18 protein-coding genes and 2 pseudogenes are annotated in these 22,476 nt (G+C 45.1%); all 20 read right to left on the bottom strand.

Going from position 1 to position 22,476, the window contains the following annotated elements:
- Positions 1 to 45 precede the first annotated feature (45 nt).
- Positions 46 to 1,242 (bottom strand): MFS transporter, encoded by a 1,197-nt coding sequence (locus E0698_RS11390; protein ID WP_192511622.1) that lies wholly within the window; start codon positions 1,240 to 1,242, stop codon positions 46 to 48.
- A 28-nt stretch (positions 1,243 to 1,270) separates the two neighbouring features.
- A complete protein-coding gene (locus E0698_RS11385; RefSeq protein ID WP_192511621.1) occupies positions 1,271 to 4,048 on the bottom strand; it encodes an alpha-L-rhamnosidase in 2,778 nt (925 codons plus the stop codon).
- 269 nt (positions 4,049 to 4,317) lie between these two features.
- Entirely contained in the window at positions 4,318 to 5,319 is a 1,002-nt protein-coding gene (locus tag E0698_RS11380; RefSeq protein WP_192511620.1) for an ABC transporter ATP-binding protein, read from the bottom strand.
- Positions 5,303 to 6,292 carry an ABC transporter ATP-binding protein gene (locus E0698_RS11375; protein WP_192511619.1) on the bottom strand — a complete coding sequence of 330 codons (990 nt, stop codon included), beginning with the start codon at positions 6,290 to 6,292 and terminating at the stop codon, positions 5,303 to 5,305. Before E0698_RS11375 ends, E0698_RS11380 begins: the two co-directional genes overlap by 17 nt.
- 59 nt (positions 6,293 to 6,351) lie before the next feature.
- Positions 6,352 to 7,287, bottom strand: coding sequence for a DUF1177 domain-containing protein (locus tag E0698_RS11370; RefSeq protein WP_192511618.1), 936 nt, complete (start codon positions 7,285 to 7,287; stop codon positions 6,352 to 6,354).
- 14 nt (positions 7,288 to 7,301) lie between these two features.
- On the bottom strand, positions 7,302 to 8,573 hold the full coding sequence (locus E0698_RS11365) for a M20 family metallopeptidase (protein ID WP_192511617.1): 1,272 nt from the start codon (positions 8,571 to 8,573) through the stop codon (positions 7,302 to 7,304).
- A gap of 105 nt (positions 8,574 to 8,678) precedes the next feature.
- On the bottom strand, positions 8,679 to 10,271 hold the full coding sequence (locus E0698_RS11360; protein WP_192511616.1) for an ABC transporter substrate-binding protein: 1,593 nt from the start codon (positions 10,269 to 10,271) through the stop codon (positions 8,679 to 8,681).
- Between the two features lie 33 nt (positions 10,272 to 10,304).
- Positions 10,305 to 11,213, bottom strand: coding sequence for an ABC transporter permease (locus tag E0698_RS11355; protein ID WP_192511615.1), 909 nt, complete (start codon positions 11,211 to 11,213; stop codon positions 10,305 to 10,307).
- A 35-nt stretch (positions 11,214 to 11,248) separates the two neighbouring features.
- Positions 11,249 to 12,259, bottom strand: a complete 1,011-nt coding sequence (locus E0698_RS11350; RefSeq protein ID WP_192511614.1) for an ABC transporter permease subunit — start codon at positions 12,257 to 12,259, stop codon at positions 11,249 to 11,251.
- Positions 12,260 to 12,608: 349 nt separating this feature from the next.
- On the bottom strand, positions 12,609 to 13,004 hold the full coding sequence (locus tag E0698_RS11345) for a hypothetical protein (protein ID WP_192511613.1): 396 nt from the start codon (positions 13,002 to 13,004) through the stop codon (positions 12,609 to 12,611).
- Between the two features lie 184 nt (positions 13,005 to 13,188).
- Positions 13,189 to 13,872: pseudogene (locus E0698_RS11340) on the bottom strand (MFS transporter); the annotation flags it as partial.
- A gap of 231 nt (positions 13,873 to 14,103) precedes the next feature.
- Positions 14,104 to 14,505 carry a GGDEF domain-containing protein gene (locus E0698_RS27650; RefSeq protein WP_443146909.1) on the bottom strand — a complete coding sequence of 134 codons (402 nt, stop codon included), beginning with the start codon at positions 14,503 to 14,505 and terminating at the stop codon, positions 14,104 to 14,106.
- Entirely contained in the window at positions 14,480 to 14,695 is a 216-nt protein-coding gene (locus E0698_RS27645; protein ID WP_443146908.1) for a hypothetical protein, read from the bottom strand. Before E0698_RS27645 ends, E0698_RS27650 begins: the two co-directional genes overlap by 26 nt.
- A gap of 95 nt (positions 14,696 to 14,790) precedes the next feature.
- A pseudogene (locus E0698_RS11330) lies at positions 14,791 to 15,057 on the bottom strand (alpha/beta fold hydrolase); the annotation flags it as partial.
- Positions 15,058 to 15,644: 587 nt separating this feature from the next.
- Positions 15,645 to 17,102, bottom strand: a complete 1,458-nt coding sequence (locus tag E0698_RS11325; RefSeq protein ID WP_192511612.1) for a glycoside hydrolase family 1 protein — start codon at positions 17,100 to 17,102, stop codon at positions 15,645 to 15,647.
- 31 nt (positions 17,103 to 17,133) lie between these two features.
- Positions 17,134 to 19,047, bottom strand: a complete 1,914-nt coding sequence (locus tag E0698_RS11320) for a beta-glucoside-specific PTS transporter subunit IIABC (protein WP_192511611.1) — start codon at positions 19,045 to 19,047, stop codon at positions 17,134 to 17,136.
- Positions 19,048 to 19,251: 204 nt separating this feature from the next.
- A complete protein-coding gene (licT, locus tag E0698_RS11315) occupies positions 19,252 to 20,085 on the bottom strand; it encodes a BglG family transcription antiterminator LicT (RefSeq protein ID WP_192511610.1) in 834 nt (277 codons plus the stop codon).
- A gap of 587 nt (positions 20,086 to 20,672) precedes the next feature.
- Positions 20,673 to 21,689 carry a GTP 3',8-cyclase MoaA gene (gene moaA / locus E0698_RS11310; protein ID WP_192511609.1) on the bottom strand — a complete coding sequence of 339 codons (1,017 nt, stop codon included), beginning with the start codon at positions 21,687 to 21,689 and terminating at the stop codon, positions 20,673 to 20,675.
- 37 nt (positions 21,690 to 21,726) lie between these two features.
- The gene (locus E0698_RS11305) at positions 21,727 to 21,960 is read right to left on the bottom strand and encodes a MoaD/ThiS family protein (RefSeq protein ID WP_149093835.1); all 234 of its coding nucleotides are present in this window, start codon (positions 21,958 to 21,960) and stop codon (positions 21,727 to 21,729) included.
- A complete protein-coding gene (locus tag E0698_RS11300; RefSeq protein ID WP_192511608.1) occupies positions 21,953 to 22,396 on the bottom strand; it encodes a molybdenum cofactor biosynthesis protein MoaE in 444 nt (147 codons plus the stop codon). Before E0698_RS11300 ends, E0698_RS11305 begins: the two co-directional genes overlap by 8 nt.
- Between the last annotated feature and the right edge of the window lie 80 nt (positions 22,397 to 22,476).

The raw sequence follows: 22,476 nt of genomic DNA, 5'->3' as shown, positions 1-22,476 counted from the left end.
GGCTCTCCGCCCGTTAAAAAAACTACCTATACCTGATGCCTCCCATTAACTGTGAACTGCCGCCTGAACCTTACTGCCCTTTCCTCTAATAGCGATTCCCAGACAGATGAGTGCAGCAATTGTAAACACAATCGCAGAAACGAGGAAGGAAAATGAGGCGGTTTCATTTCCAAACAACATGCCAACTAACTTGATAACATAAGGCGAAGCAAACGCTCCCAAATTGGAGCCTACCATCGCAATTGAAATGGAAATCGTCTCACTGCCTTTAGGCACGATTTTAGTTAGTATGGTAAAAATATAAGGAATAAACAGCGCAAAGCTAAAGCCAATGATAAGCATGGCAACGGTAACCATGGTAACATTCTGAGCAAACCACAGCAGTACAAAACCTGTTGCTGTTAATAGACTGGAGATAAAGGGAGCGTAATTTCTAAACCATTTATAAATTTTACCAAACAAGAAGCCTGCAATCATAGTTGCCAGGGAGAACAGCGTTAACGCCGTTCCTAAAAAACCAGGATTAGGCATATTCTTTTCAGCAATCATAATACCTGTTTTGGTATATACAATCATGATAAAGGTCATAAACAGGAAAAGTGCAGCTCCTAATCCAAGTACAGGTATGGATACTCCGCCGCTCTTGTGGCCCGTTCCTGTTGAACGCTCCGCTGTAGGCTCCACACGCTCTGGTTCGGGAATGATAAAAAAGAATAACAGCGCAACAGGAATGGTGATAGCATAGCATAAAAAGGAAAACTTCCAGTCGATTAAGGCAAGCTGTCCTGCCACAAAAGTAGCTAAGCTGCTTCCGAGCCCTTGAACGGCGCTTTGAAAGCCTACTAATTGGGCACGTTCGTCCCCTTCAAAAAAATCACTAATTAAGCTGACGGCCAGCGAATTGAACATCCCGAGACCTGCACCTAATACCAGACGCAACGCGAGAATCCATGTAATGTTAGTTGTGAACATAGGTAGGATTCCGCCGATGACCACGAGCAAAAGTCCTAGCATGACTGTATTTTTTTTGCCCAATCGGGAAGAGATCGGACCACTCAACAGCACAAACAGCATCATCGTGAAGGATGGAATAGTAACTACGCTTTCAATCAAGGAACTAGAAACCCCTGATAATTGATTCAGCATCATCGGTATGATAGCCGAAATGGCACTCGCTGATGTCAGGACTAACGAAATGGACAGCAACGCCGTTTTAAACAATACTTTGTTTTTTTTATTCATCAAGTTACTCACCTCTAGTCTATGTTATTTAGCCTCTGGTTGCATGGGCAGGAACTTGGGTAGTCTGGCAGTATCTGTACTGGAAGACGTACTTCCCTGAACCGACCGTAAACGTAATTTCATGATCTCCGCTCCTTTGGAAAATCGCCTGTTCACCTGCAATCCCCATTCTCCCAGCCAGCTCCTGTGGTATATAAACAGGCGGATTCTGAATCGACGGATATTGCATGGCAATGGTCTGCTGTAATGCATCCGGCTCCATAACTCCCGGAAGTGTAATCTCAGCCGTCGTATTATGCGGAACGCGAACCGTCATCTGCATTTCTTCATTCACGATTTCCCAATGGACTTCCAGCGCACCATATGGCGTTTCCAGTTTCCCGTGGGCCGAAGTAAGATTAGCAGGCGGTTTAGGAGCTAACCGTGATTTTTTATAACCCGCTTCAAGCACATCAATTCCGGCAATATTTTGGTACATAAAGTCTCCAACTGAACCGTATGAATAGTGATTGAACGAGTTCATATCCGTACTCCAGAACGAGCCGTCCACTTTGATGCTGTCCCAATGCTCCCACATGGTCGTTGCCCCCCGTTCAACCTGATAGAGCCATGAAGGATAATCATTTTGAAATAAAATCTTATAAGCTACATCCGTATAGCCATGGTCGGACAAAACCAGACATAGATAGGGTGTGCCCACAAAGCCGGTATCCAGATGCATATCATTTTTTTCTATGAGCCGTACAAGCTCCTGGATCACTTGCGTTTTATACTTGTCCGGCACCAATCCAAAGTGCAGAGCAACAATCTGTGCAGTCTGGGTATTGGAGGTCAGTTGGCCAGCGTCATCGAAGTAGCGGTTCGCAAAAGCGGTTTTAATCCCCTCATGTAAGCTTTTATATGTGTTGTAATCGGTATAACGATTAAGCAGTCTGGCCGTCTGCGCCAAAATATGAGTCGAATACGCAAAGTAAGCAGTTGCGACCAGTGTTCCGTCGGTCGCCCCAAAATAGCTTCCTTCCTCGCTATCCAGCGCCAGCCAGTCTCCCAGCTGCAAACCGGTATCCCAAAGACATTCTTCGTTCCCCTGGGCACGGATGTAATCCACCCATGCTTTCATACTGTCATACTGCTGAGCTAAAATTTGCTTATCCCCATAGCATTGATATAGGGTCCACGGACATATAACCGCCGCGTCTCCCCATGCTGCTGTCGTTTTGTCCATATTATCCGCAAAGGTTCCTTTGAGGACATCCGGCACTACAAAAGGCACTGCCCCATTCTCCAGCTGGTTATAAGCCAAATCCTTCAGCCACTTTCGGAAAAAGGAAACCGCATTCATATTGAAGCTGGCCGTTCTGGCAAAAATCTGTGCATCACCGGTCCAGCCTAATCTCTCATCGCGCTGCGGGCAATCAGTTGGAACATCCAGGAAATTCCCCTTTTGTCCCCACACAATATTGTGCTGTAATTGATTGAGCTTCGGATCGGATGTCTCAAACACCCCGATATTCTCCATATCCGAATGCAGAACAACGCCCGTAAAATCTTCAATTGTAACGCCATCCGGAAAGCCCTCAAGCTTCACATATTGAAAGCCTTGAAAAGTGAAATGTGGCCGAAATATCTCCTTCCCCTTCCCACTGCAAATGTACGTAATCTGCTGTGCTGCATCACGAATGTTATCTCTGTAAAAGTTCCCTTGCTGATCCAGCACTTCACCATGAACCAGCTTCAAAACCGTACCTTCAGGCGCTTCAACTTTAAATTCCAGCCAGCCTACCATATTTTGGCCCAAGTTAAGCACAAGCTCACCTTTAGGGGTTCGAATGAGCTCAACAGGCTTCAATCGGTTCATCACACGGACAGGCTCATTCTCCTGAGCAACCAGATGACTTAATGGGAACGGGACGATCTGCATCATTTTCCGTTCGGTTAAAGAGCTATGTTCGGGTGCCCGCTGCTCAAGTCTGGCATCATAGATTTCGCCGTTATAAATATCCGACATTAAAATGGCACAGTTCGTTTCTTCCCAAGAAGAATCAGAACAAATGAGTTCAGAACGGCCATCTTCATAACTAATCTCCATTTGAAGTAGCAATGCATTCGTGTCCCCGTAGGTGTCCTTGCGCTTCTGCCAGCCCAGATAACCGCTATACCAGCCTTCTCCCACCGTTGCTGTGATTCGGTTATTTTGTTCTTGAATGGCAGAAGTCACGTCATACGCTTGCACCTGGACACGATCGTTATAATCCGTCCATCCTGGGGTAAAGTAGGCATCGCCCACTTTTTGCCCGTTTAACTCCAGTTCATATAGACCCAGGCTTGTAGCATAAATGACTGCTTTTTTCACTTTCCCCTCAACTGAAAAACACTTGGAAGTGGCAAAAGGAGCTCTTGTCTGAAACTCTTCATTTATGCTCCGCTCCTTCACCGTGATCCATTGTGCTTTCCAGTCCTGCTCATGGAGCAACCCCATCTCCCAAAAGCCGGACTCACTCCATTTCGATTCTTCTGGTTCTGTGTCACCCGCTCCTTGAGCCCACACTTTTACCCGATAATAATATCTTTGTCCTGATTCCAGTGGAGGGCCTTCATATGGAAACAGAATGGATTGATCCGAATAGGCAAAATGATTCCAGATCAGCGATTCAAAAGTAGGATTAACGGATACTTGCAATTGGAACCGTTTTTGTGAAACATACATTTTGTCAGATTCAATCTGCCAACTGAGTCGCGGCTTTTTACAACCAAGTCCAATCGGATTATTTAAATGCTCGCATCTAAGCGCTTTCAATTTTAGCATTCTTATGTCCTCCCTGAGTTCTTCTTTTGTATTTCTATACTTAAATTAAAGCGCTTCCATCGATTATGCGTCAATGTTGTATCCATGCATGTTATATGCTTGATTTACAGGTGTTGAAATTCCACCCCTTATATTGAATCTTAAAATGGATCTATTAGATAAATATGTACTTTTTCAGAGCAGCACTCCTTAAAAAAGCCTGAATCCGTTTGGGGGCGGATTCAGGCTTCATTTTTACTATAAAGTATATTTATTCTTTTTCAGCTAGCTTAGTCCTGTCCGGCTATCGCTTGTTCCGGTGCAGAAGTCGGGTACAAGTGGCAAGCCACCTGCCGACCCAGTGCCGCCTCGGCAAAGAGGGGCTGCACTTTGCTGCAAATGTCCATCGCTGCCGGACAACGGTTATGAAACGCGCAGCCGCTTGGCGGATTTTCCGGGCTCGGCACATCGCCTTTAAGCACGATCCGGTCCCGTTCCGCTTCTGGATCGGCTACAGGTACCGCAGACATCAACGCCTTCGTATACGGATGCAGCGGCTCCTTGAACATTTCTTGGGTGGGTGCGAGCTCCACCAGCTTGCCCAGATACATGACACCAACACGGTCGCTAATAAATTTCACGACCGACAGGTCATGGGAAATGAACATATACGTCAGGTCGTATTGTTTTTGCAAGTCCTTCATCAGGTTAAGCACCTGCGCCTGAATGGACACATCGAGCGCCGAAACCGGCTCATCACAAACGATAAATTTGGGATGAAGCGCCAGTGCGCGTGCGATCCCGATCCGCTGGCGTTGACCACCCGAGAACTCATGCGGATAACGATGTGCATGATAAGGGGACAATCCGACCACTTCGAGCAGCTCTTCCACCCGCTCTTTGAGCTGCGTTTTGCTTAGCTTTTCATGCGTGATGAGCGGTTCTTCCAGCACCTGCTGCACCGTCCATCTTGGATCAAGTGAAGCAAACGGGTCCTGAAATACCATTTGCATATCCGTTCTGAATTTGCGCAGTTGCTCGGTATTCAGCTTCCGTATATCCGTACCGTTAAATAGAATTTCTCCATCCGTCGGCTCGATCAGTCTGAGGATTGCCCGACCTGTAGTAGATTTGCCACAGCCGGATTCCCCCACAATGGCGAGAGTTTCGCCCTGCTGTACCGACAGCGTTATACCATCCACCGCTTTGACTGCTCCCACTTCTTTGGCAAAAAGTCCTTTTTTGATCGGATAGTGTTTTTTCAGGTTACGTATTTCAAGCAGTGTGCTCATGATATCCCTCCTGCTGTAGCAAGCAACGGCATTTGTGCCCGGACTCCACTTCTTTAAGCACCGGTGCCTCCTCACGACAAATTTCCTTGGCAAACTGACAGCGTGGTGCAAAGCGGCAGCCTGCCGGCATGTCCAGCGGATTTGGAACCTGACCCGGAATCGAAGCCAGTCGATCCTGCTCACTGTTCAACTGCGGCAATGAAGCCAGCAAGCTTTGCGTATAAGGATGTTTTGGATCTTTAAAAAGTGTTTTGACATCCGTCTCTTCCACCACCTGCCCGGCGTACATAATAACTACCCGATCACACATTTCGGCTACAACGCCGAGATCATGGGTAATCATCAGAATGGAAGTTCCTTCGGACTTTTGCAGGTCACGCATCAAATCAAGGATTTGCGCCTGAATGGTCACGTCAAGTGCCGTTGTCGGCTCATCGGCGATTAGCAGCTTCGGGTTGCAGACCATTGCCATCGCAATCATAACCCGCTGGCGCATACCACCCGAGAGCTCATGCGGATAAGCAACGGCTACTTTTTCCGGACGCGGGATGCCAACTTTAATCAGCATTTCCACTGCCATGTCCTTGGCTTTATGTTTACTTACACCGTGATGATATCGGGCAGATTCAGCAATTTGTTTGCCGATTTTGAACACGGGATTCAGCGAGGTCATAGGCTCCTGAAAAATCATAGCGATCTCATTACCTCGAATTGAACGCATTTTCCGCTCTGAGTAATCCAGCATGTTTTCGCCGTTAAACCGCACTTCACCAGCAGCTACTTTCCCAAGCCCTTTGGGGAGAAGTTGCATAATGGAAAGGGAAGTGATGCTTTTGCCACACCCGGATTCCCCAACAATCCCGAGTGTTTCCCCTTTGCCAACCGACAGATCGACGCCGTCCACTGCCCGGATGGTACCCGCCGCAGTCTTGAACTCTGTGCGGAGATTGGTTACTTCAAGCAATTGTGCCATGTCCTCTTCCCCCTCCTTGTCCATCATGAATCTTCACGTTTTTATCTAAAAGGACGAGTCTATTCGGACTTGCCCATCGTTTGCAGATGCTTCATGTCTCCGTACAGCTTGGTGATATGTTGAAATTCTTTTTCCGAATGAAAAGAGCATTGGCCGCGTCCATAGGCCTTGGCTGTTTCCACAGCCACTTTAGCAGCCAGCGAAATATCGCCTTCGTGGCTTGCACCCGTTGCACTGCCTGGTACGGGGGCGGCTGCGGTAATCGCTACACCCACAACCGGGGCCGAGGTTGCCACCGCTGGCTGCAAAATGCTGTTGATATGATACAGATCATTGCCGTAAGGTGTAATATCCTGCGTGGTCACAGCAAAAGTAACACACGGTTCGCCGGTTACGGTCTGCACAATATCGACAAGGTCTTCACTGATCCGCAACACGTAGCCCTCACGTACGGTAGGGGAAATAGCAATCCCTTTATGATTGATGACACGATTCCCTTTTGTAGTATCAATCGACAGAATAGCTTCCATCTCGGGAGTCACTTCATACTGGTTCATGGTCAAAATATCTACTGGCGAATCCATAAATGGAACCGGATCATGCGGCTGGGTAGGTGCATCCGGGCAAATATGTGTACAGATAATCACGTCGCCGTCCAGCACATCACCTTTGGACTGCATAGACAAAAGCTTGGCTGCTGCTGAAATCGCTGCTGCCGCGCCATCACCATCAGATACAAATCCGATCATTTCCGGACGTGCTCCAAGTCCGCCAAGACGACCAATCACACCCAGGGTTGGGCAATCGCCACCGCGAATACGACCGTTTTTTCCAACAATAACAACTTTGATAAAATCCGTAGAGCCTTTCTGACCCTCAACGGTTGTGACGCTGATGTCCGCTTGACCCAGTTGTTCCAGATAAGCTTTTACTTCTGCCCCGCTAGCGGACGGGCTGTCCAAAAGATCATATACCTCGTAAACTTGTTTCATCATACGTCTAGCTCCCCTTAAGCTTCTGTTTTTGTTGTGTTCAGATATTTAAGCGCCGTCAAGGCGTATACTTTCGCGGATTGAAGGATCTGCCATACTGGAGCTCTTTCGTTGAAGTTGTGGATGGTTCCCAGGTCGGCAGGTCCATATTGCAATACCGGAATATTATATTTGCGGAATGCACGTGCATCACTGGTTGCCCACTGCAACACGCCATAGGCTTCTTTACCGCTAACCTCAGCGATGGAATCCACAAGATCATGCACAATTGGTTCGGTTGGTGGGGTCCAGTTGGCATTACCGAAAAACCCGAACTGCTTGGGTTCAACGTGAATGTCTACACTAGCAAGTAATTCTTTCGCTCTAGCCAGTACATCCCGATGGTCTACACCAAAAGGAACACGAGAATCCACTTGTACCGTACAACGGTCAGCAACCACATTGACTTTGGTGCCTCCCTGAATCGTACCGATGTTCACTGTTACATGGTCAAAGGCTTGTCCATAAGCCGGGTTTTCCCGTTCGCTTACATAACGCTTGGAAATTTCAATGATCTCTTTGACTTCTTCCGGAATGTCCGGTTCGATGTCCCACAGTTGTTGCAGGGCTTCAATCCCTCTGGCCGCTTTCAAAATAGCACTTTCACCTGCGATCGGTTGCAGACTGCCATGACCCGGCGTACCTTCAACAGTAAACTCAAACCAGCAGCTTCCCTTTTGACCGATTGTCGGGTTTTGCGGGCCTGAAGGCTCTGCGATCACAGCAGCCGTTCCTTCAATCAGCTTTCTTTCCAGCACCCAAGGTACTCCGAGATGGCCCCCGGTTTCTTCGTCTGGAACAACCAGCAGTGACAATGCACCTTCCAGCGGTACACCGAGTTTGGATAACAGCACCATTGTAAATATTAATCCGCCCAAGCCCGCCTTCATGTCCGAAGCGCCGCGACCCAGCAAATATCCGTCACGGATTTCGCCACAAAACGGATCAAAATCCCAGCGGGTACGATCCCCGGCCGGAACAACATCCGTATGTCCGCAGAAGATCAGTTTTTTTCCATCTACGGATTCAGTTCCATAGTCGGAAATAAGATTCCACATATTGGGCCCGGACTCATGTACAGTCGTTTCAATTCCCGCCTCTTTAAGGTAGTCGATAATGAACTGACTGATTTCACGAGAATCACCCGGAGGATTTTCGGAAGGGAACTGAATTAACCGCGAACAAAGCTCCAGTAATTCGTCCTGTCGTTTATCAATTTCATCGAGGACTAACGTTTTCCAATCTGTCATATAAATTCAGCTCCTTAGCATTTTTCGTTGATTTCACTCATATCAGGTGTAAAATGACAGCCTTCGGCTGTAAAAAACCGAAGGCGTCAAGGTAAGTTTCAACACTTATTCTTTATTCAATGAATAGAAGCGGATCACTTCGTCTGGATAGTAAACATATCCTGTGATATCTTTGCCCATACCTACAATCCGGTTGTATTCATACAGGTACGCCCAAGGTGAATCCTGGTTAATAAGCTCTTGCGCTTTGCCATACAGCTCTTTGCGTTTGTTTTCATCTTGCTCTTTGCTTGCTTGTTCCCAAAGCTTATCCACTTCCGAGTTGGCATAATGGATATAGTTGGATGAACCGCCGCTGTACATCAGGAACCCAAGATGGTAACCAGGGTCGTTGACGAAGGAAGTCCATTTGGAAATGTAGGCTGTCAGATTGCCTTCACGCTGTTGTTCAAGGAACTGTGCACGGGCAACGTTGACAACGTTCATTTTTACGCCGATTTTGGCAAGCTCAGCCTGGATTAATACGGCGTCATCCGCCCAATCCTGGAAGCCCGAGCCCAGGGTCAGGTCAAAGCTAAACCCATTAGGATAACCCGCTTCTGTAAGGAGTTGTTTCGCTTTAGTCAGGTCGTGCTTATAGCTGTAACCTGCATCACTATAGCCAGGTGTGTTACTTGCCACAGAACTCTTCATTTGTTTGGCTTGACCGTACATTACGTCATCGATCAATTGCTCGTAAGGTACAGCATAAGAGATCGCTTGACGTACTTTTGGATCATTAAACGGTTTGACTTTATTGTTCATGGCAAAATACAAAATCCGGTTACTTGCGTTGGATTGAACCTTAAGATCGGTGTTGCTTTCCAGCTTCGAGACGTCTTTTGCAGGAATTTCAATCGCCATGTCGACGTCGCCTTTATCCAGCAGCAATACACGGTTAGAAGCTTCTTTGGTAAACTTCATCGTAACTTTGCTTAATTTTGGTGCACCTTGCCAGTAGCTCGCATTGGCATTGAAGACAGCTTCTGATGCAGGGTCCCATTTTTCAAGTGTGAACGGACCGGAACCTGCCGCATGTGTTTTCAGATAATCACCATCACCATTTTCTTTGACAACCTTATCATCCACGATGGAGAAGTTGTACAAAGACAGGATTTGCAGGAACATATGGTTGGGTTGGGACAATGTAATGACAACCGTATGCTCATCCGGGGCTGTAGCCGTTTTAATGGAGCTCATGCCGTAAAGGAAGCTGCCGGAATCGGAATTTTTAAGCCGCTCCAGGGAATACAGCACAGAATTGGCTGTTAGCGGGTTGCCGCTTTGGAATTTAACATCATTACGCAAATGGAGCGTGTAGATCAGGTTATCAGCTGATACATTCCATTTTTCAGCCAGCATCGGTTTAATCGCTTCTGTATCTGCAACCTCGCCATTATCTGTAGATTTCTTGCCGTAGGTCACAAGCTGATCATAGAGCGCAAGCACAAGCGTATCGGATGTAAGGTCACTTGCTTCAGCAGGGTCCATCGTTGACCCTCCCTCTGAGTAAGCAAGCGTAATCGCCTTTGATGGGGATGAGGCTTCTGTGCCTTTCTCTCCGGATGAAGCGGACGGGCTATTGGCATTGCTTGCGCAGCCTGCCGTCCAAAGCAGCGTAGACAAGACGATAATTACCGAAAGACTTTTTTTCAACATGCTTACGTTCTCCCCTTTGATGATCTATTTGTTTTATTTGCTGGAACGCAGTCTGGGATCAAGAACATCCCGCAAACCGTCTCCCAGCAAGTTGAAGCCCAAAATAGCTGTTGCAATGCCCAGGCCCGGGAAGGTTACAATCCACCACTCACCGGAAATGATATACGCTCGCCCTTCTGAAATCATCGCGCCCCACTCGGCAATCGGGGGTTTGACGCCAAGACCCAAAAAGCTGAGACTGGCTGATGTCAGGATGGCAAAGCCCATCCCCAGCGTTGCATTCACTAGCAGTGGAGCAAGTGCATTGGGTAGAATGTGGCGAAACAAGATGGTTCGGTTGGTTACACCAATGGCCCGGCTGGCCTCAACAAACTCTTTTTCCCGCAGAGAAATGGTTTGTCCGTGAATCAGTCTGGCGAATTCAGGAATACCTACAATGCCCACGGCAATTAGTGCACTCATCAGCCCTGGCCCCATTGCTGCGGCAATAGCCATAGCGAGTACCAGTGATGGAAAAGCAAGCAGGATATCCATACAGCGCATAATAATGCTGCCCATTCGACCGCCGTAGAAGCCGGCGATGGCTCCAAGGGGTACGCCGATGACGAATGAGATCGCCACGGCGATCATCCCTGTCCATATGCTGATTCTCGCCCCGTAGATGACACGGCTGAGAATGTTACGTCCGTAATTATCAGTCCCAAACCAATGTTCTGCGCTTGGTGGCAACAGCTTGTTACCCGGATCGGTTACGTAAGGATCATATGGTACGATCCATGATGAGAGAATTGCGATCAACGTCCATCCCACAATGAAGATGAATCCGATTAAAGCCAGTTTGTTGCTAAACAACAATCGCCAAAAGCTCTTTCGTTTCGGTATAGCGGCTGCGTTTGGCTGAGGTACAGCCGCTTTTGCCACCAAATCACTTGCAGTGCTCATCCGAGTACCTCCCCCTACTTTTGTGCTTCGTGTCATTATTCGTACCGGATACGCGGATCAATCAATCCGTAGATCAAGTCAACGCCGAGGTTGATGAAGCTGTAAATTAGCGCACTCACTAAGGTAAAAGCTTGAATGGGTGCGTAATCAGCGGCCAAAATGGAATCCGTCACATAACTGCCGACTCCCGGCCAGGTAAAGATGGTTTCCGTAATAACAGCCCCGCCAATCAGATAGCCAACCTGTAAGCCGAGTACAGTAAGTGTGGGGATAAAGGCGTTAATCAGTGCGTGCTTGTAAATGACAACGCCCTCACGCAGACCCTTTGCTCTTGCTGTCCGGACAAAATCCTGACCAATGACCTCCAGCATGCTGGAGCGCATCATCCGCGCCACAATCGCCATGGTGCCTGTGCTTAGGCATAGAGCAGGCAGAACTAAATGGGATAGACTGCTTTTTAAAGCTACAAAATCACCGGTCATCAGACTATCCATTACATAAAGTCCCGTAATGTGTGTTGGCGGATTGATGTCACCGCCGATTCGACCCATTGGTGCAGGAGCAATCCCCCATTTGGCGTAGAAAATATAAATGAACAACAGTCCGATCCAGAAGATGGGCATACACGCCCCAATCAGGGAAAACACACGTGAAATGTGGTCAACAATCGACTCTTTGCGAGTGGCCGCCAGAATGCCGATCGGGATCGCAACCAGAATCGCAATAATCAAGCTTGCCAGTGCAAGCTCAATAGTGGCCGGAAAGCGGGTAGCAAAATCACTCGCCACCGATTGCCCGGTGTGGTAAGCCTGACCCAAATCACCCTGGAACAACCCGCCTACATAATGAAAGAATTGAATGTACTTCGATTGATCCAGTCCCATGCTGCTGCGAATATTTTCAATCGTCTCAGGTGTAGCCTGTTCCCCCGCAAGCATCACGGCAGGGTCACCCGGAAGCACTCTCGAAATAATGAATGTAATGACGACAATGCCAAGCAGTGCCGGAATCATCTGTATTAATCTGCGTAGTGTGTAAACGGCCACAGCCTGCCCCCCTTATCCGTAATCCCTCGCTTATTTGTCATCTTTTTTATCATCACTTGTTATTTTGATTAATTGTACTAAGGAACAGGAGAAGTAACCACGTCCTGAATAACTAAAAATAATGACGAATTTTGTCGTTTAAGCACTAAAGCAACATGATATGTTATATAAATGTTCGTTTTTAGTGGAAGTAATATAAAAAACTAACATTATTATGATGCAGCAACACCGCGTTACCATGTCAATTTATTACGACACAGAAAAAGATCCTTCATCCAACAGGACAAAGGATCTTTGGGGGGAAGCAAGTCTTCACTTACCTCTCCTGAATTAAAATGTGATTGCCACTCTACAAATTCCCGGTCACGACAATGCCGTCTGACTGCTCCAACTGCGCTCTCACCCAGCCTGTAAAAGAGTCTATAAAAGCACGCATTTCCAGCTCACTGGCGGGCCAGTCATCCAGTTCCAACAATATCTCACGCCACACCGGTTCCGAAATCGGATTATCCCAACAAGGATCAAAGGACTCATACGTTTCTCCTGTATCAGGATCGATAAGCGGATATTTTGACTTTAATGCAGGCAACAGCAAGTCAAAGTCATCCGCATAGATAAAGATCATCTCCTCCATATCCGGTTCGTACGCATCCTGATAACCCAGCGGTGCAAAAGTATATCCTATATTCAAGCGAGGCCCGCTGTAACGGTAAACCATCGTCGGAATCTCTCTTTTTTTAGCCATCTCTTCAACTTCCTTCTGATTTTCTTGAACTTTCTTAAAGCTATTATAATAGATAGCCAGACTATACAGTTTATGAATTAGCAAATTAAGAACTTCCAACTATTCTTCACTTCAAGCGATAAACGAAACAGGCTTCCCGCTCGTTTGTTTACGGGAAGCCTAATTCATTAATCACACGATCTGTTTATTTATCCACCTTCTGAGCCACAGGCTCTTGATCACCTTTACCTCTTCTTATCCCCAACACAACGACAGCCATTATAGCTACCAGCACCGCTATAAGAGCAAAGGGAGTATACTTATCTACCCGATAAAGAGTGGTCGTTAAAATAGGAGCAATGATCGCAGAAATTCCCTGTACAGCAGCGACCAAACCTGCTGCTCCGCCTTGTTGTTCTTTACTGACAGCAAGAGAAGCACCCGCAATAAGGAACAGAGAACCGAGCAAAATCATCGGCTTGGGTTGCCATTTCAGCCATTTCAGCCATTTCATCTGAACGATCTGTACGATCAGCATCGCTGCCCCGGAAAACATGAGCCCAAAGGAAACGACACTTGCTGTTTCTTCGGATGAGAGGCCTTATTGATCTTGAAAATAAAATCCGCCTATAACCTGGATGGTCACAATACTTATCATCGTAACCAAGCCTACAAACAAATACATTCGTAGACCCGGTTGAAGAGGGTTAATCCGAGCTGGCTTTTGCTGAATAACAGGTTGTGCAGCAGGAATCGCCAGCAGGGCCACTACAAAAGCAACGGCTGCAATCACGATTCCAAAATACAAAGGCCATAGCAGCCCTATTAAAGTAAAGGCACCCGCAATAGCGGACCCAAATACCAGTCCAAGTCCATTAGCCGCGCTAATACATGACGTTGACCGGAAAGCGCAAACTGTAGTTCGATCATTTGCCAGTGGAAAGCAAAGTGGGTAGGGTACGGCTCGTGATATTGAATATGTGAATACACAATTTGAATTCACACGCATCCACCTCAAATGTTTTCACTCATCCTGATACTCCAAATGAGAATCGTTATCAATAATATTAGCTCAATATGAGGATAAAGGCAAAAAGCCTGCATATAGATGCAGACTCAGCTAACTTTTTACCAGATTCGCTATATGCGTAACCCGGTTTCTCCCGCCGCTCTTGGAAACATAAAGAGCCGTATCGGCTTTATGAAGAATCGATTGGTCCGTATCCTCTGGCGTAACCGTCCCTACGCCAATACTAACCGTAATTTTATAGGCTCCCCAATCCGTGGAAGCAATTGTGGAGCGGTATCTTTCTGCAGTAAGGGTAGCATTCTCTTGAGTGCTCCTCGGAAGAATAATCACAAATTCCTCACCGCCATAACGAGCGAAAATGTCCACATCTCGTGACATAGATTGGAGTAATTGAGCCATTTTGCTAAGCACTACATCGCCTACGGGATGCTCATAAGTATCATTAATATTTTTAAAATGATCGATATCAATAATAACCAGAGAAAAAAGCAACTGCTTCTCTTGAAAGGATGTTAGGCTGGCTAGTAGCTTCATTCGTAGCCTGATACAATTCCTGAAGCTTGGTTTTGGTGCGCAGAATATCCTTCTCATGTTCAATCCGCTTACGCATAATAACCACGACACAGTCGATAACGGTCTCTTCCTTGCGTTCCTGGCGAACTCCGTTTAGAAGTACAGGCACATCCTGTCGATCCTTTGTCCGAAACGAGAAGTGCATTTCATTGACATGCCCGTACAACTGAATATAAGGATAAAAATAAGTGTGAAAAAACAGCGATGAGGATCTCGGGAGCAAAAGGTTTTCTCCAATTCTTCGGTTAATTCCTGCCGTTCAGGATTCTGCATGACGATAGGTGCCAGATAGCTGGCCCAGCCGATAAAATTCATTTGCATCATATCGAGCAGTTCATCAATATCACTCTTATCAAAGCCTCCATAATAATAGGGGAGGTCATGCACATAACGAGGAGAAGGGCCCCGCATCACGATACGTTCAAAATATTGGGGATTACGGATGGAAGTAAGCATTCCAATCATACTGCTCCCTCAATATGATTTAGTTTTCTCACTCAGGCTCATGAATTCGCAGGATTTCACCCTTAGCTAAGTGTGAGGTAAGAAGGAAACAGAGAAGGCGGTGGAAAGGTTTCTTTTTTTATGATTTTTAGAAGGATTGTAGATACGATTCCCGCTTAAACAGCGGAGAGGACGGAACGATTGTGGAAAAGCGGCAGCGGTCGCCTTTGTATCCGGATTTTTACCGCTAAGTCAAATAAATAAAATCTGGATACAACAGCGATTGGAACAACGTTCCGTTCGCGGAGCGTCCTCACCAAACGCTCACGTATATCCTACTCAAAAACAAGGGCTATCCCAAGCAGCCATTTCATGGCTTTTGGGACAGCCCCATTTTTCATTTGCCCTGGTTCGATTTATTTATTCTGCTTCGGCATCATCAGTCATTTTTTCCACTAAGCTCCGCAAGCCGTGGAAGGGAATCCATTTTTACGGTTGGGATACATATCCATTTAAGATATTGTTTTCGTTTCATAATGTAAATTCAAGCAGCGCGTACCGATTAAAATTGGCACGCGCTGACGGTATGACTTTTATGAAACAGGCACTAAGATTTAATCCAACTGCTCTCCATTGGTTTCGATCACATTCTTATACCAATAAAAGCTCTTCTTTCTGGATCTGGCAAGTGTCCCTTTGCCTTCATTATCCTTATCGACGTAAATGAAGCCATAACGCTTTTTCATTTCACCGGTTCCTGCACTTACCAGATCAATACATCCCCACGGAGTATAGCCTATCAAGTCTACCCCATCAGCAATCGCTTCTTTCATTTGCTCAATGTGTTGTTTCAGATAGTCAATTCGATAATCATCGTTAATTGAACCGTCTTCTTCCACTGTATCTACGGCACCGAGACCATTTTCAACAACCATTAATGGGATTTCATATCGGTTATAAATGTTATTGAGGGACCATCTTAATCCCTGTGGATCGATCTGCCAGTCCCAAGCACTTGCTTTCAAATGAGGATTCTTTAATCCCATGGATAAATTCCCTCCCACCTTCTCCTGGTTGGGATCGGCACTGACACAAGTAGATGAATAATAACTGAAGGTATAGAAATCCACACAGCCTTCTTTAAGGATATTCTCATCATTTTCTTGCATGGCGATATCAATATTATTTTCTTTAAAATATCGCTTGGCAAATCCGGGATAGGCTCCTCTTACTTGAACATCTGAACACAGGAAGTTGCTCAAGTTATCCTTTTGTTGGGCCAGCAGTAAATCATCAGGATGACATGTAAGTGGATACGAACACATATAAGCAATCATACAGCCGATTTTAAAGTCCTTGTTGATTTCATGCCCCAGCTTTACTGCCTTTGCGCTGGCAATAAATTGATGGTGCAAAGCTTGATACAGAACCTGCTCATCCTTCACTGTAGCATGGGCAAGCTCTCCATTCCCCTCCGGCATCATGGCTCCAGCCATGAACGCACCAAAAGACAAGGTTAAAATATTGATTTCATTAAAGGTCAACCAGTATTTTACGACATCTTGATATCTGTTAAAAAGCACTTCACAATATCTCACATAAAAATCTACCACTCTGCGGTCAGACCAGCCATTATATTTTTGAGTTAGATTAAACGGCGCTTCGTAATGTGAGATCGTAACCAAAGGCTCGATATTATACTTTTTCAATTCTGCAAATACACGATCATAGAACTGTAAGCCTTGCTCATTCGGCTCTGCATCATCTCCGTTAGGAAATATTCTTGACCAGGCAATGGACATTCTAAAGACCTTGAAACCCATTTCTGCAAATAATCGGATATCCTCTTTATAGTGATGGAAGAAATCAATAGCCCCGTGACTTGGATAGTTCATTCCTGCTTCCAATACAGGTGTAATTCTTCGGGAAGTCGTATGTGTCCCAGCTGTAATTACATCGGCGGTGCTCAATCCCTTACCGTCTTCGTTATATCCACCTTCAAATTGGTTAGCAGCCGTAGCCCCTCCCCATAAAAATCCTTGCGGAAACTCCAAATTAGTTGTGTTTTTCATTGTTTAATTCCTCCTTAACATTTAATTAAGATTAGACTACGACGGTCAATAAATCCTCTTGATACTCAATCGACTTCTTCTCTGTTTCAATGACATCCAGGTAATTCGCAGTATTGGCAACGATTACAGGTGTGGTCAGAACATAGCCAGCCTCTTTTATCGCTTCCATATCAAACTCCATGAGCAGCTGACCTTTTTTAACAGCATCCCCCTGTTTTACTTTAGGATAAAAATGTTTGCCTTTTAATTTGACCGTATCCTTGCCTACATGGATAAGGACTTCAACACCGTGATCACTGGTAATTCCAATCGCATGACCTGACGAAAATAATGATGTTAATACGCCGTCTACAGGTGAAACGACCTTGCCTTCGGAAGGCTCAATGGCAATCCCTTTACCCAGAGCACCTGTCGAAAAGGCTTCGTCTGTTACTTCAGATAAAGGCTTCACTTCGCCTTTTAATGGACTCATCACAGTCTCTTGTTTGACTAAAATTTCTCCTTTAGCTCCTCCTGTTGTGATGTCTTCCTTATTCGCTTCTTTCACTTCATCATCTTTAAATCCGCTAAAGAACATAAGCAAGAATCCTAATACAAAGCTTACCAAGATTCCAATAATAGCTCCATAAAATCCGCTGTCTATTCCTGCCGGGCTGATATAGCTCGGAATGGCGAAAACACCCAATCCACCGAGGATATACCCTTTCGTTCCCATCATTCCTATAATGCCGCCGCCTACTGCAGCCGCTATACAGCTTAAAATAAATGGTTTCTTGCGTGGTAATGTAATCCCGTAAATCGCTGGTTCTGTAACACCAAAAATCCCCGAGATGACAGCTGGAATGGAAAGTGATCTCAGCTTTGCATTTTTGGTTTTAAACAAAATTGCCAGCACGACACCCGTCTGAGCAAAGGAAGCTCCAAGCGTCGCAGCAAGGATCGGGTCGAATTTGAGCACTGCCAAATTGTTAAGTGCGATCGGAACAAGTCCCCAATGTAATCCAAAGATAACAAACACTTGCCAGAAAGCACCCATGAGTATACCTTCAATAATTGGACTTAAGTTATACACAAAGAGAGTGCCTGCGCCAAGCAGCTGACCAGCCCAAGTTGAGAGAGGTCCAATTGCGATCAGTGCTAATGGAACAATAACTAACAAGGTGAAAAACGGAACCAAAAATGTTCTCACTACGCTAGGGATGACCTTTTTAAAGAAGTTTTCTATTTTTGAGCCTACATAGGTGGATATGATAATCGGAAGAACGGTTGACGCATAGCTCATCAGAATGACCGGAATACCCAAAAATGTTATATACACAGGCGATTCAAATATGGTTCCGCTAAATAAAGTGTACAGCGGTTTGCCCGAGGCTGTTATCGTGCTAAATGTCGGATAAACAAGAGATGCCCCTATGGCCATACCTATAAAAATGTTGGCATTGAACTTTTTGGCCGACGTATACCCCAGGAAAATAGGAAAGAAGTAGAACAAACAATCACCTAAAGCATTGAGAATTTGATAGGTACCTGATGTTGTGGTCAGCAAGCCCAAAGCTACAAATAAGGCAGTGAAGCCCTTAATCATACCTGTGGCACTCAGGACACCAAGCGTTGGTGTAAATACACCTGAAATCGTATCAATGAATCTATTGAACAAACTCACTTTTTCATCTGATACCTCTTCTGAAGACGCTTCCTGGAAACCGCCTAAAGCAATAACTTCAGCGTAAACCTCCGGTACATGGTTACCTATAACAACCTGATATTGTCCGCCACTTTTTACTACTGTAACAACACCATCCATGTTTTTCAAAACCTCTGTATTAGCCTTGCTTTCATCTTTTAGTTTGAAACGCAAACGTGTTACACAATGAGTTAGACTATTCACATTTTCTTTGCCGCCGACATTTTTAATAATGTCTTTTGCTAATGTCTCATACTTCATTGTAACTTCCCCTTTATTTGTATTTGGCATTTTGCATCCATCCCGAGAGCGTTTTCAGCAATATTATAGACTGCCTATATATTGTGCCTTCGAGGGAATTGAACTATTCAAAATAATGGTATTTATAAAAAAGGCGAAACCAAATAGATCAAATTCGATCTAGGTTGGTTTCGCCTGCTTTACCAGTAACAATCCAAGAATTATTTAATTTTGCCTTTGGGTCAAACGCTGAATATGAATCGTTATATACAGCTTTTCCTCATCTGACAATGCCGTGTTCAAGTATTTTTCGATCTTCAGCATACAGCCGTAAGCCTTTTTATACTTGGCTTTCACTTGCCTCCACAAAAAATCGTCTTCCAGTTCTGTTTTTTCTTTTTTATTTAATCGCTGAAAGAAGAATCTTAAATGTGTAATAAATCGCTCATAACTGATTGAGTGTTCATCTATGGTGTTATTATAAGAGTATTTAATAATATTTAAGATATCCTGTATTTTTTGAGTTTGCTGAGCAACATCTGCTACCTTATTGTAGGAGCTGTTTACTTGAGCATTTATTAAATGAAGGGCTATATTACCTGCTTCATCTTCTGACAAGCGTTTGCCTGTTTCGTCTTCAATGAACTCCAGTGCTTTTAATCCAACCCCAAATTCTTTGGGATAAAATTTTTTAATCTCCCAAATTAATGGATTTGTATTTTTAAACCCTTCATCAAACATTTTAAATGCATTGTTCATGTGATCCGTAAGTGAAACATATATATAATCGCTCAATTGTGCTTCTAATATGCTTTTTCCATATTCAATGATGTCATAGCATAACGAAACATATTCTGATGGAACATCCTCTAACAATAACTTGAATTTTTCTGAAGCATCTTTATGTTTAAGCACAAAGACCTTTTCAATTAGATGCTCTTCTACTTGTTCGCCCGCACTCTTTTTGAATGCAATACCACGACCCATAACAACAAATTCATCCCTTTTTGAATCTTTGGCTATTATGGCGTTGTTATTAAATATCTTCGTTATGATCATCTAACTGCCCCCCTTATCCCATCAAATTTAAAAAAGGATTTAGATGCTGGGCGAAATTTCAGATAGGTCACAAGACGGTAATAGCCGATCAAACCTTCGTCGTAAATCAAATTCAAATGCATTGATTTACAACTTCTATTATGAAAACGCATTCATAATAAGGGACAAAGCCTTACGTTTTCCCTGAATGATCTTGAGTGCTCCCAAACCGATCTGATATTCCGTTTTGAAAATGAATATAGTCGGTTAACCACGTCCTATGACATCATTTTTCGGATGTCGATTCGTTGGTCGACGTCATCATCTTTGTTGTTCAGCACTTGTAAGGCTTTATATCACTCACCTTTCTGCAATTATAGCTGGGCCAGATATTCATATCATGCAGGATATCGTAAAGCTTGTATTCTAAAAAAGAAAAGGCAAAACCCAACACATGGAAATCTAATTCCATGCCTCGGGTTTTGCCTTTTCAGTAACAATCCCAAGATCATAATAACATCGTTTTTAAGTTTTGCCAACTAAAATGTTTGCGCTTTCTTTTTTGGAGCAACCACATCAAATACAGCACACTCTCATGGTATAAAATGTCAGCCGCCAATGTAGGACATGCTAATCTTTTTTTTGTTGTTGGCTGTCTGCTCCGTACGTTCATCGGAATACCGGTCTGTGCGTTGTTCCCATACTGAAGTAATCACATCGAGTAATTCCTGGTCATTCGCTCCATTACGAAGCATCTGACGTAAATCAAATCCTCCTGAAGCAAACAAACATGTATAAAACTTGCCATCGCACGATAAGCGGGCACGTGTGCAAGACGAACAAAACGATTCAGAAACCGAAGTAATAAAACCAATCTGTGCATCGCTGTCTTTATAACGGTAACGCTTTGCCACTTCTCCAAAGTAATCCCGATCCATCGGCTCCAGCTCGTACGCATTCTTAAGTCGTTCAACGATTTCTTTTTTGGTTAGTACCTTTTTGAAGCTCCATCCGTTGTCATTACCTACATCCATAAACTCGATAAAGCGAAGGGTTATTCCCTGCTCCTTAAAATAAGCGGCCATCGGCAAAATCTCCGAGTCATTAACGCCTTTTTGAACTACCATATTGACCTTGATTTCAAAGCCGATTTCTCTTGCATATTCGATCTGCTTCAAAATAACATCAGGCTTAATCCCCCGCCCATTCAACCGCCCAAACAGCTCGGGGTCCAGAGCGTCCAGACTGACGTTAAGCCGTCGTAGCCCCGCGTCATAGAGGGGCTTAGCCTGCTGTCCTAGCAGCACACCGTTGGTGGTCAAGCCGACATCTTCCACTCCGTCAATGGACAGGATTTGGGAGACCAGGTCAGGTAGATTCCTGCGCATTAATGGTTCGCCGCCCGTGAGTCGGATCTTTTTTACACCCAGGGATACAAAGAGCTTCGTCAGCCGGTGAATCTCTTCAAACGACAGACATTCATTTTGGGGAAGAAAGGCGTAATCGTCACCGAAAATTTCTTTGGGCATGCAATAGGAACAGCGAAAATTGCAGCGGTCCGTAACCGATATACGCAGGTCACGAATCGGTCGCTGCAACTTGTCTTTCAGTGGATGAAAATTCATACGCCCCCTCCTTTCTAGTTGTTTAGCATCATTATCATTAGCCGCCGCTGACTGGGGGAATGAAGGCTGCAATGTCTCCATCCTGTAATACATCCGTAGACAACGCATACTCCTCGTTTATCGCAATTCGCACAGACTTGATCGGCATATCTGGATATTGATCTGTTATCCAATTGGATAAATCGCCTACCGTTTGGCCCGCCAAATCTGCCAATTCTTCTGTTCTCCCCGTCACCTCACGGAGTCCCGCAAAGTAGTACAGCTTAATCATGACTGATCTCCCCCGGCTTTTTCTTTTGATCTCCGACCCACTGCGTTCCATCTTCCCAAATCTCTCGTTTCCAAATAGGAACTATTTCTTTGATTCGTTCGATAGCGTATTCATTCGCCTCATAGGCATCCGAACGGTGAGGTGAAGAAACGGCAATGACAACGGCGATATCACCGATTTGAAGCTCGCCAATGCGGTGCGCGATTGCTACTCGTGTCCCTTCCCATTTCTGTTCGATTTCGCGACCAATCTCTGTGAGTTTTTTTTGGGACATAGGGACATAGGCCTCATAAGCAAGGTATAAGGTCCGTACGCCTTGAGTCCATTCTCGTACGTGCCCTGTAAAAACAGTCACCGCTCCTGCTTCCGGCCTTAGGACATAATCCGCATAAGCCTGCGGGATAATGGGCTCCGTCACGATTTCAAATACACTCATCTTATCCACCTTCCAGCCACCGGACAAGCCACTCTCCGGTGACAGACTCTTATAAATATTTCTGCCTTTTGTATCTACAT

It is taken from the genome of Paenibacillus sp. 23TSA30-6 (genome assembly GCF_014858585.1).
Taxonomy (GTDB): domain Bacteria; phylum Bacillota; class Bacilli; order Paenibacillales; family Paenibacillaceae; genus Paenibacillus.
This window is presented reverse-complemented; position numbering and strand designations above follow the sequence as displayed.

Coding starts and splice junctions, on each gene's coding strand:
- E0698_RS11355 (WP_192511615.1), bottom strand. CDS start 11,213: ATGAGCACTGCAAGTGATTTGGTGGCAAAAGCGGCTGTACCTCAGCCA.
- E0698_RS11380 (WP_192511620.1), bottom strand. CDS start 5,319: ATGAGCACACTGCTTGAAATACGTAACCTGAAAAAACACTATCCGATC.
- E0698_RS11345 (WP_192511613.1), bottom strand. CDS start 13,004: ATGGCTAAAAAAAGAGAGATTCCGACGATGGTTTACCGTTACAGCGGG.
- E0698_RS11320 (WP_192511611.1), bottom strand. CDS start 19,047: ATGAAGTATGAGACATTAGCAAAAGACATTATTAAAAATGTCGGCGGC.
- E0698_RS11325 (WP_192511612.1), bottom strand. CDS start 17,102: ATGAAAAACACAACTAATTTGGAGTTTCCGCAAGGATTTTTATGGGGA.
- licT (WP_192511610.1), bottom strand. CDS start 20,085: ATGATCATAACGAAGATATTTAATAACAACGCCATAATAGCCAAAGAT.
- E0698_RS11305 (WP_149093835.1), bottom strand. CDS start 21,960: ATGATTAAGCTGTACTACTTTGCGGGACTCCGTGAGGTGACGGGGAGA.
- E0698_RS11370 (WP_192511618.1), bottom strand. CDS start 7,287: ATGATGAAACAAGTTTACGAGGTATATGATCTTTTGGACAGCCCGTCC.
- moaA (WP_192511609.1), bottom strand. CDS start 21,689: ATGAATTTTCATCCACTGAAAGACAAGTTGCAGCGACCGATTCGTGAC.
- E0698_RS11300 (WP_192511608.1), bottom strand. CDS start 22,396: ATGAGTGTATTTGAAATCGTGACGGAGCCCATTATCCCGCAGGCTTAT.
- E0698_RS11360 (WP_192511616.1), bottom strand. CDS start 10,271: ATGTTGAAAAAAAGTCTTTCGGTAATTATCGTCTTGTCTACGCTGCTT.
- E0698_RS11375 (WP_192511619.1), bottom strand. CDS start 6,292: ATGGCACAATTGCTTGAAGTAACCAATCTCCGCACAGAGTTCAAGACT.
- E0698_RS11390 (WP_192511622.1), bottom strand. CDS start 1,242: ATGAATAAAAAAAACAAAGTATTGTTTAAAACGGCGTTGCTGTCCATT.
- E0698_RS11365 (WP_192511617.1), bottom strand. CDS start 8,573: ATGACAGATTGGAAAACGTTAGTCCTCGATGAAATTGATAAACGACAG.
- E0698_RS11385 (WP_192511621.1), bottom strand. CDS start 4,048: ATGCTAAAATTGAAAGCGCTTAGATGCGAGCATTTAAATAATCCGATT.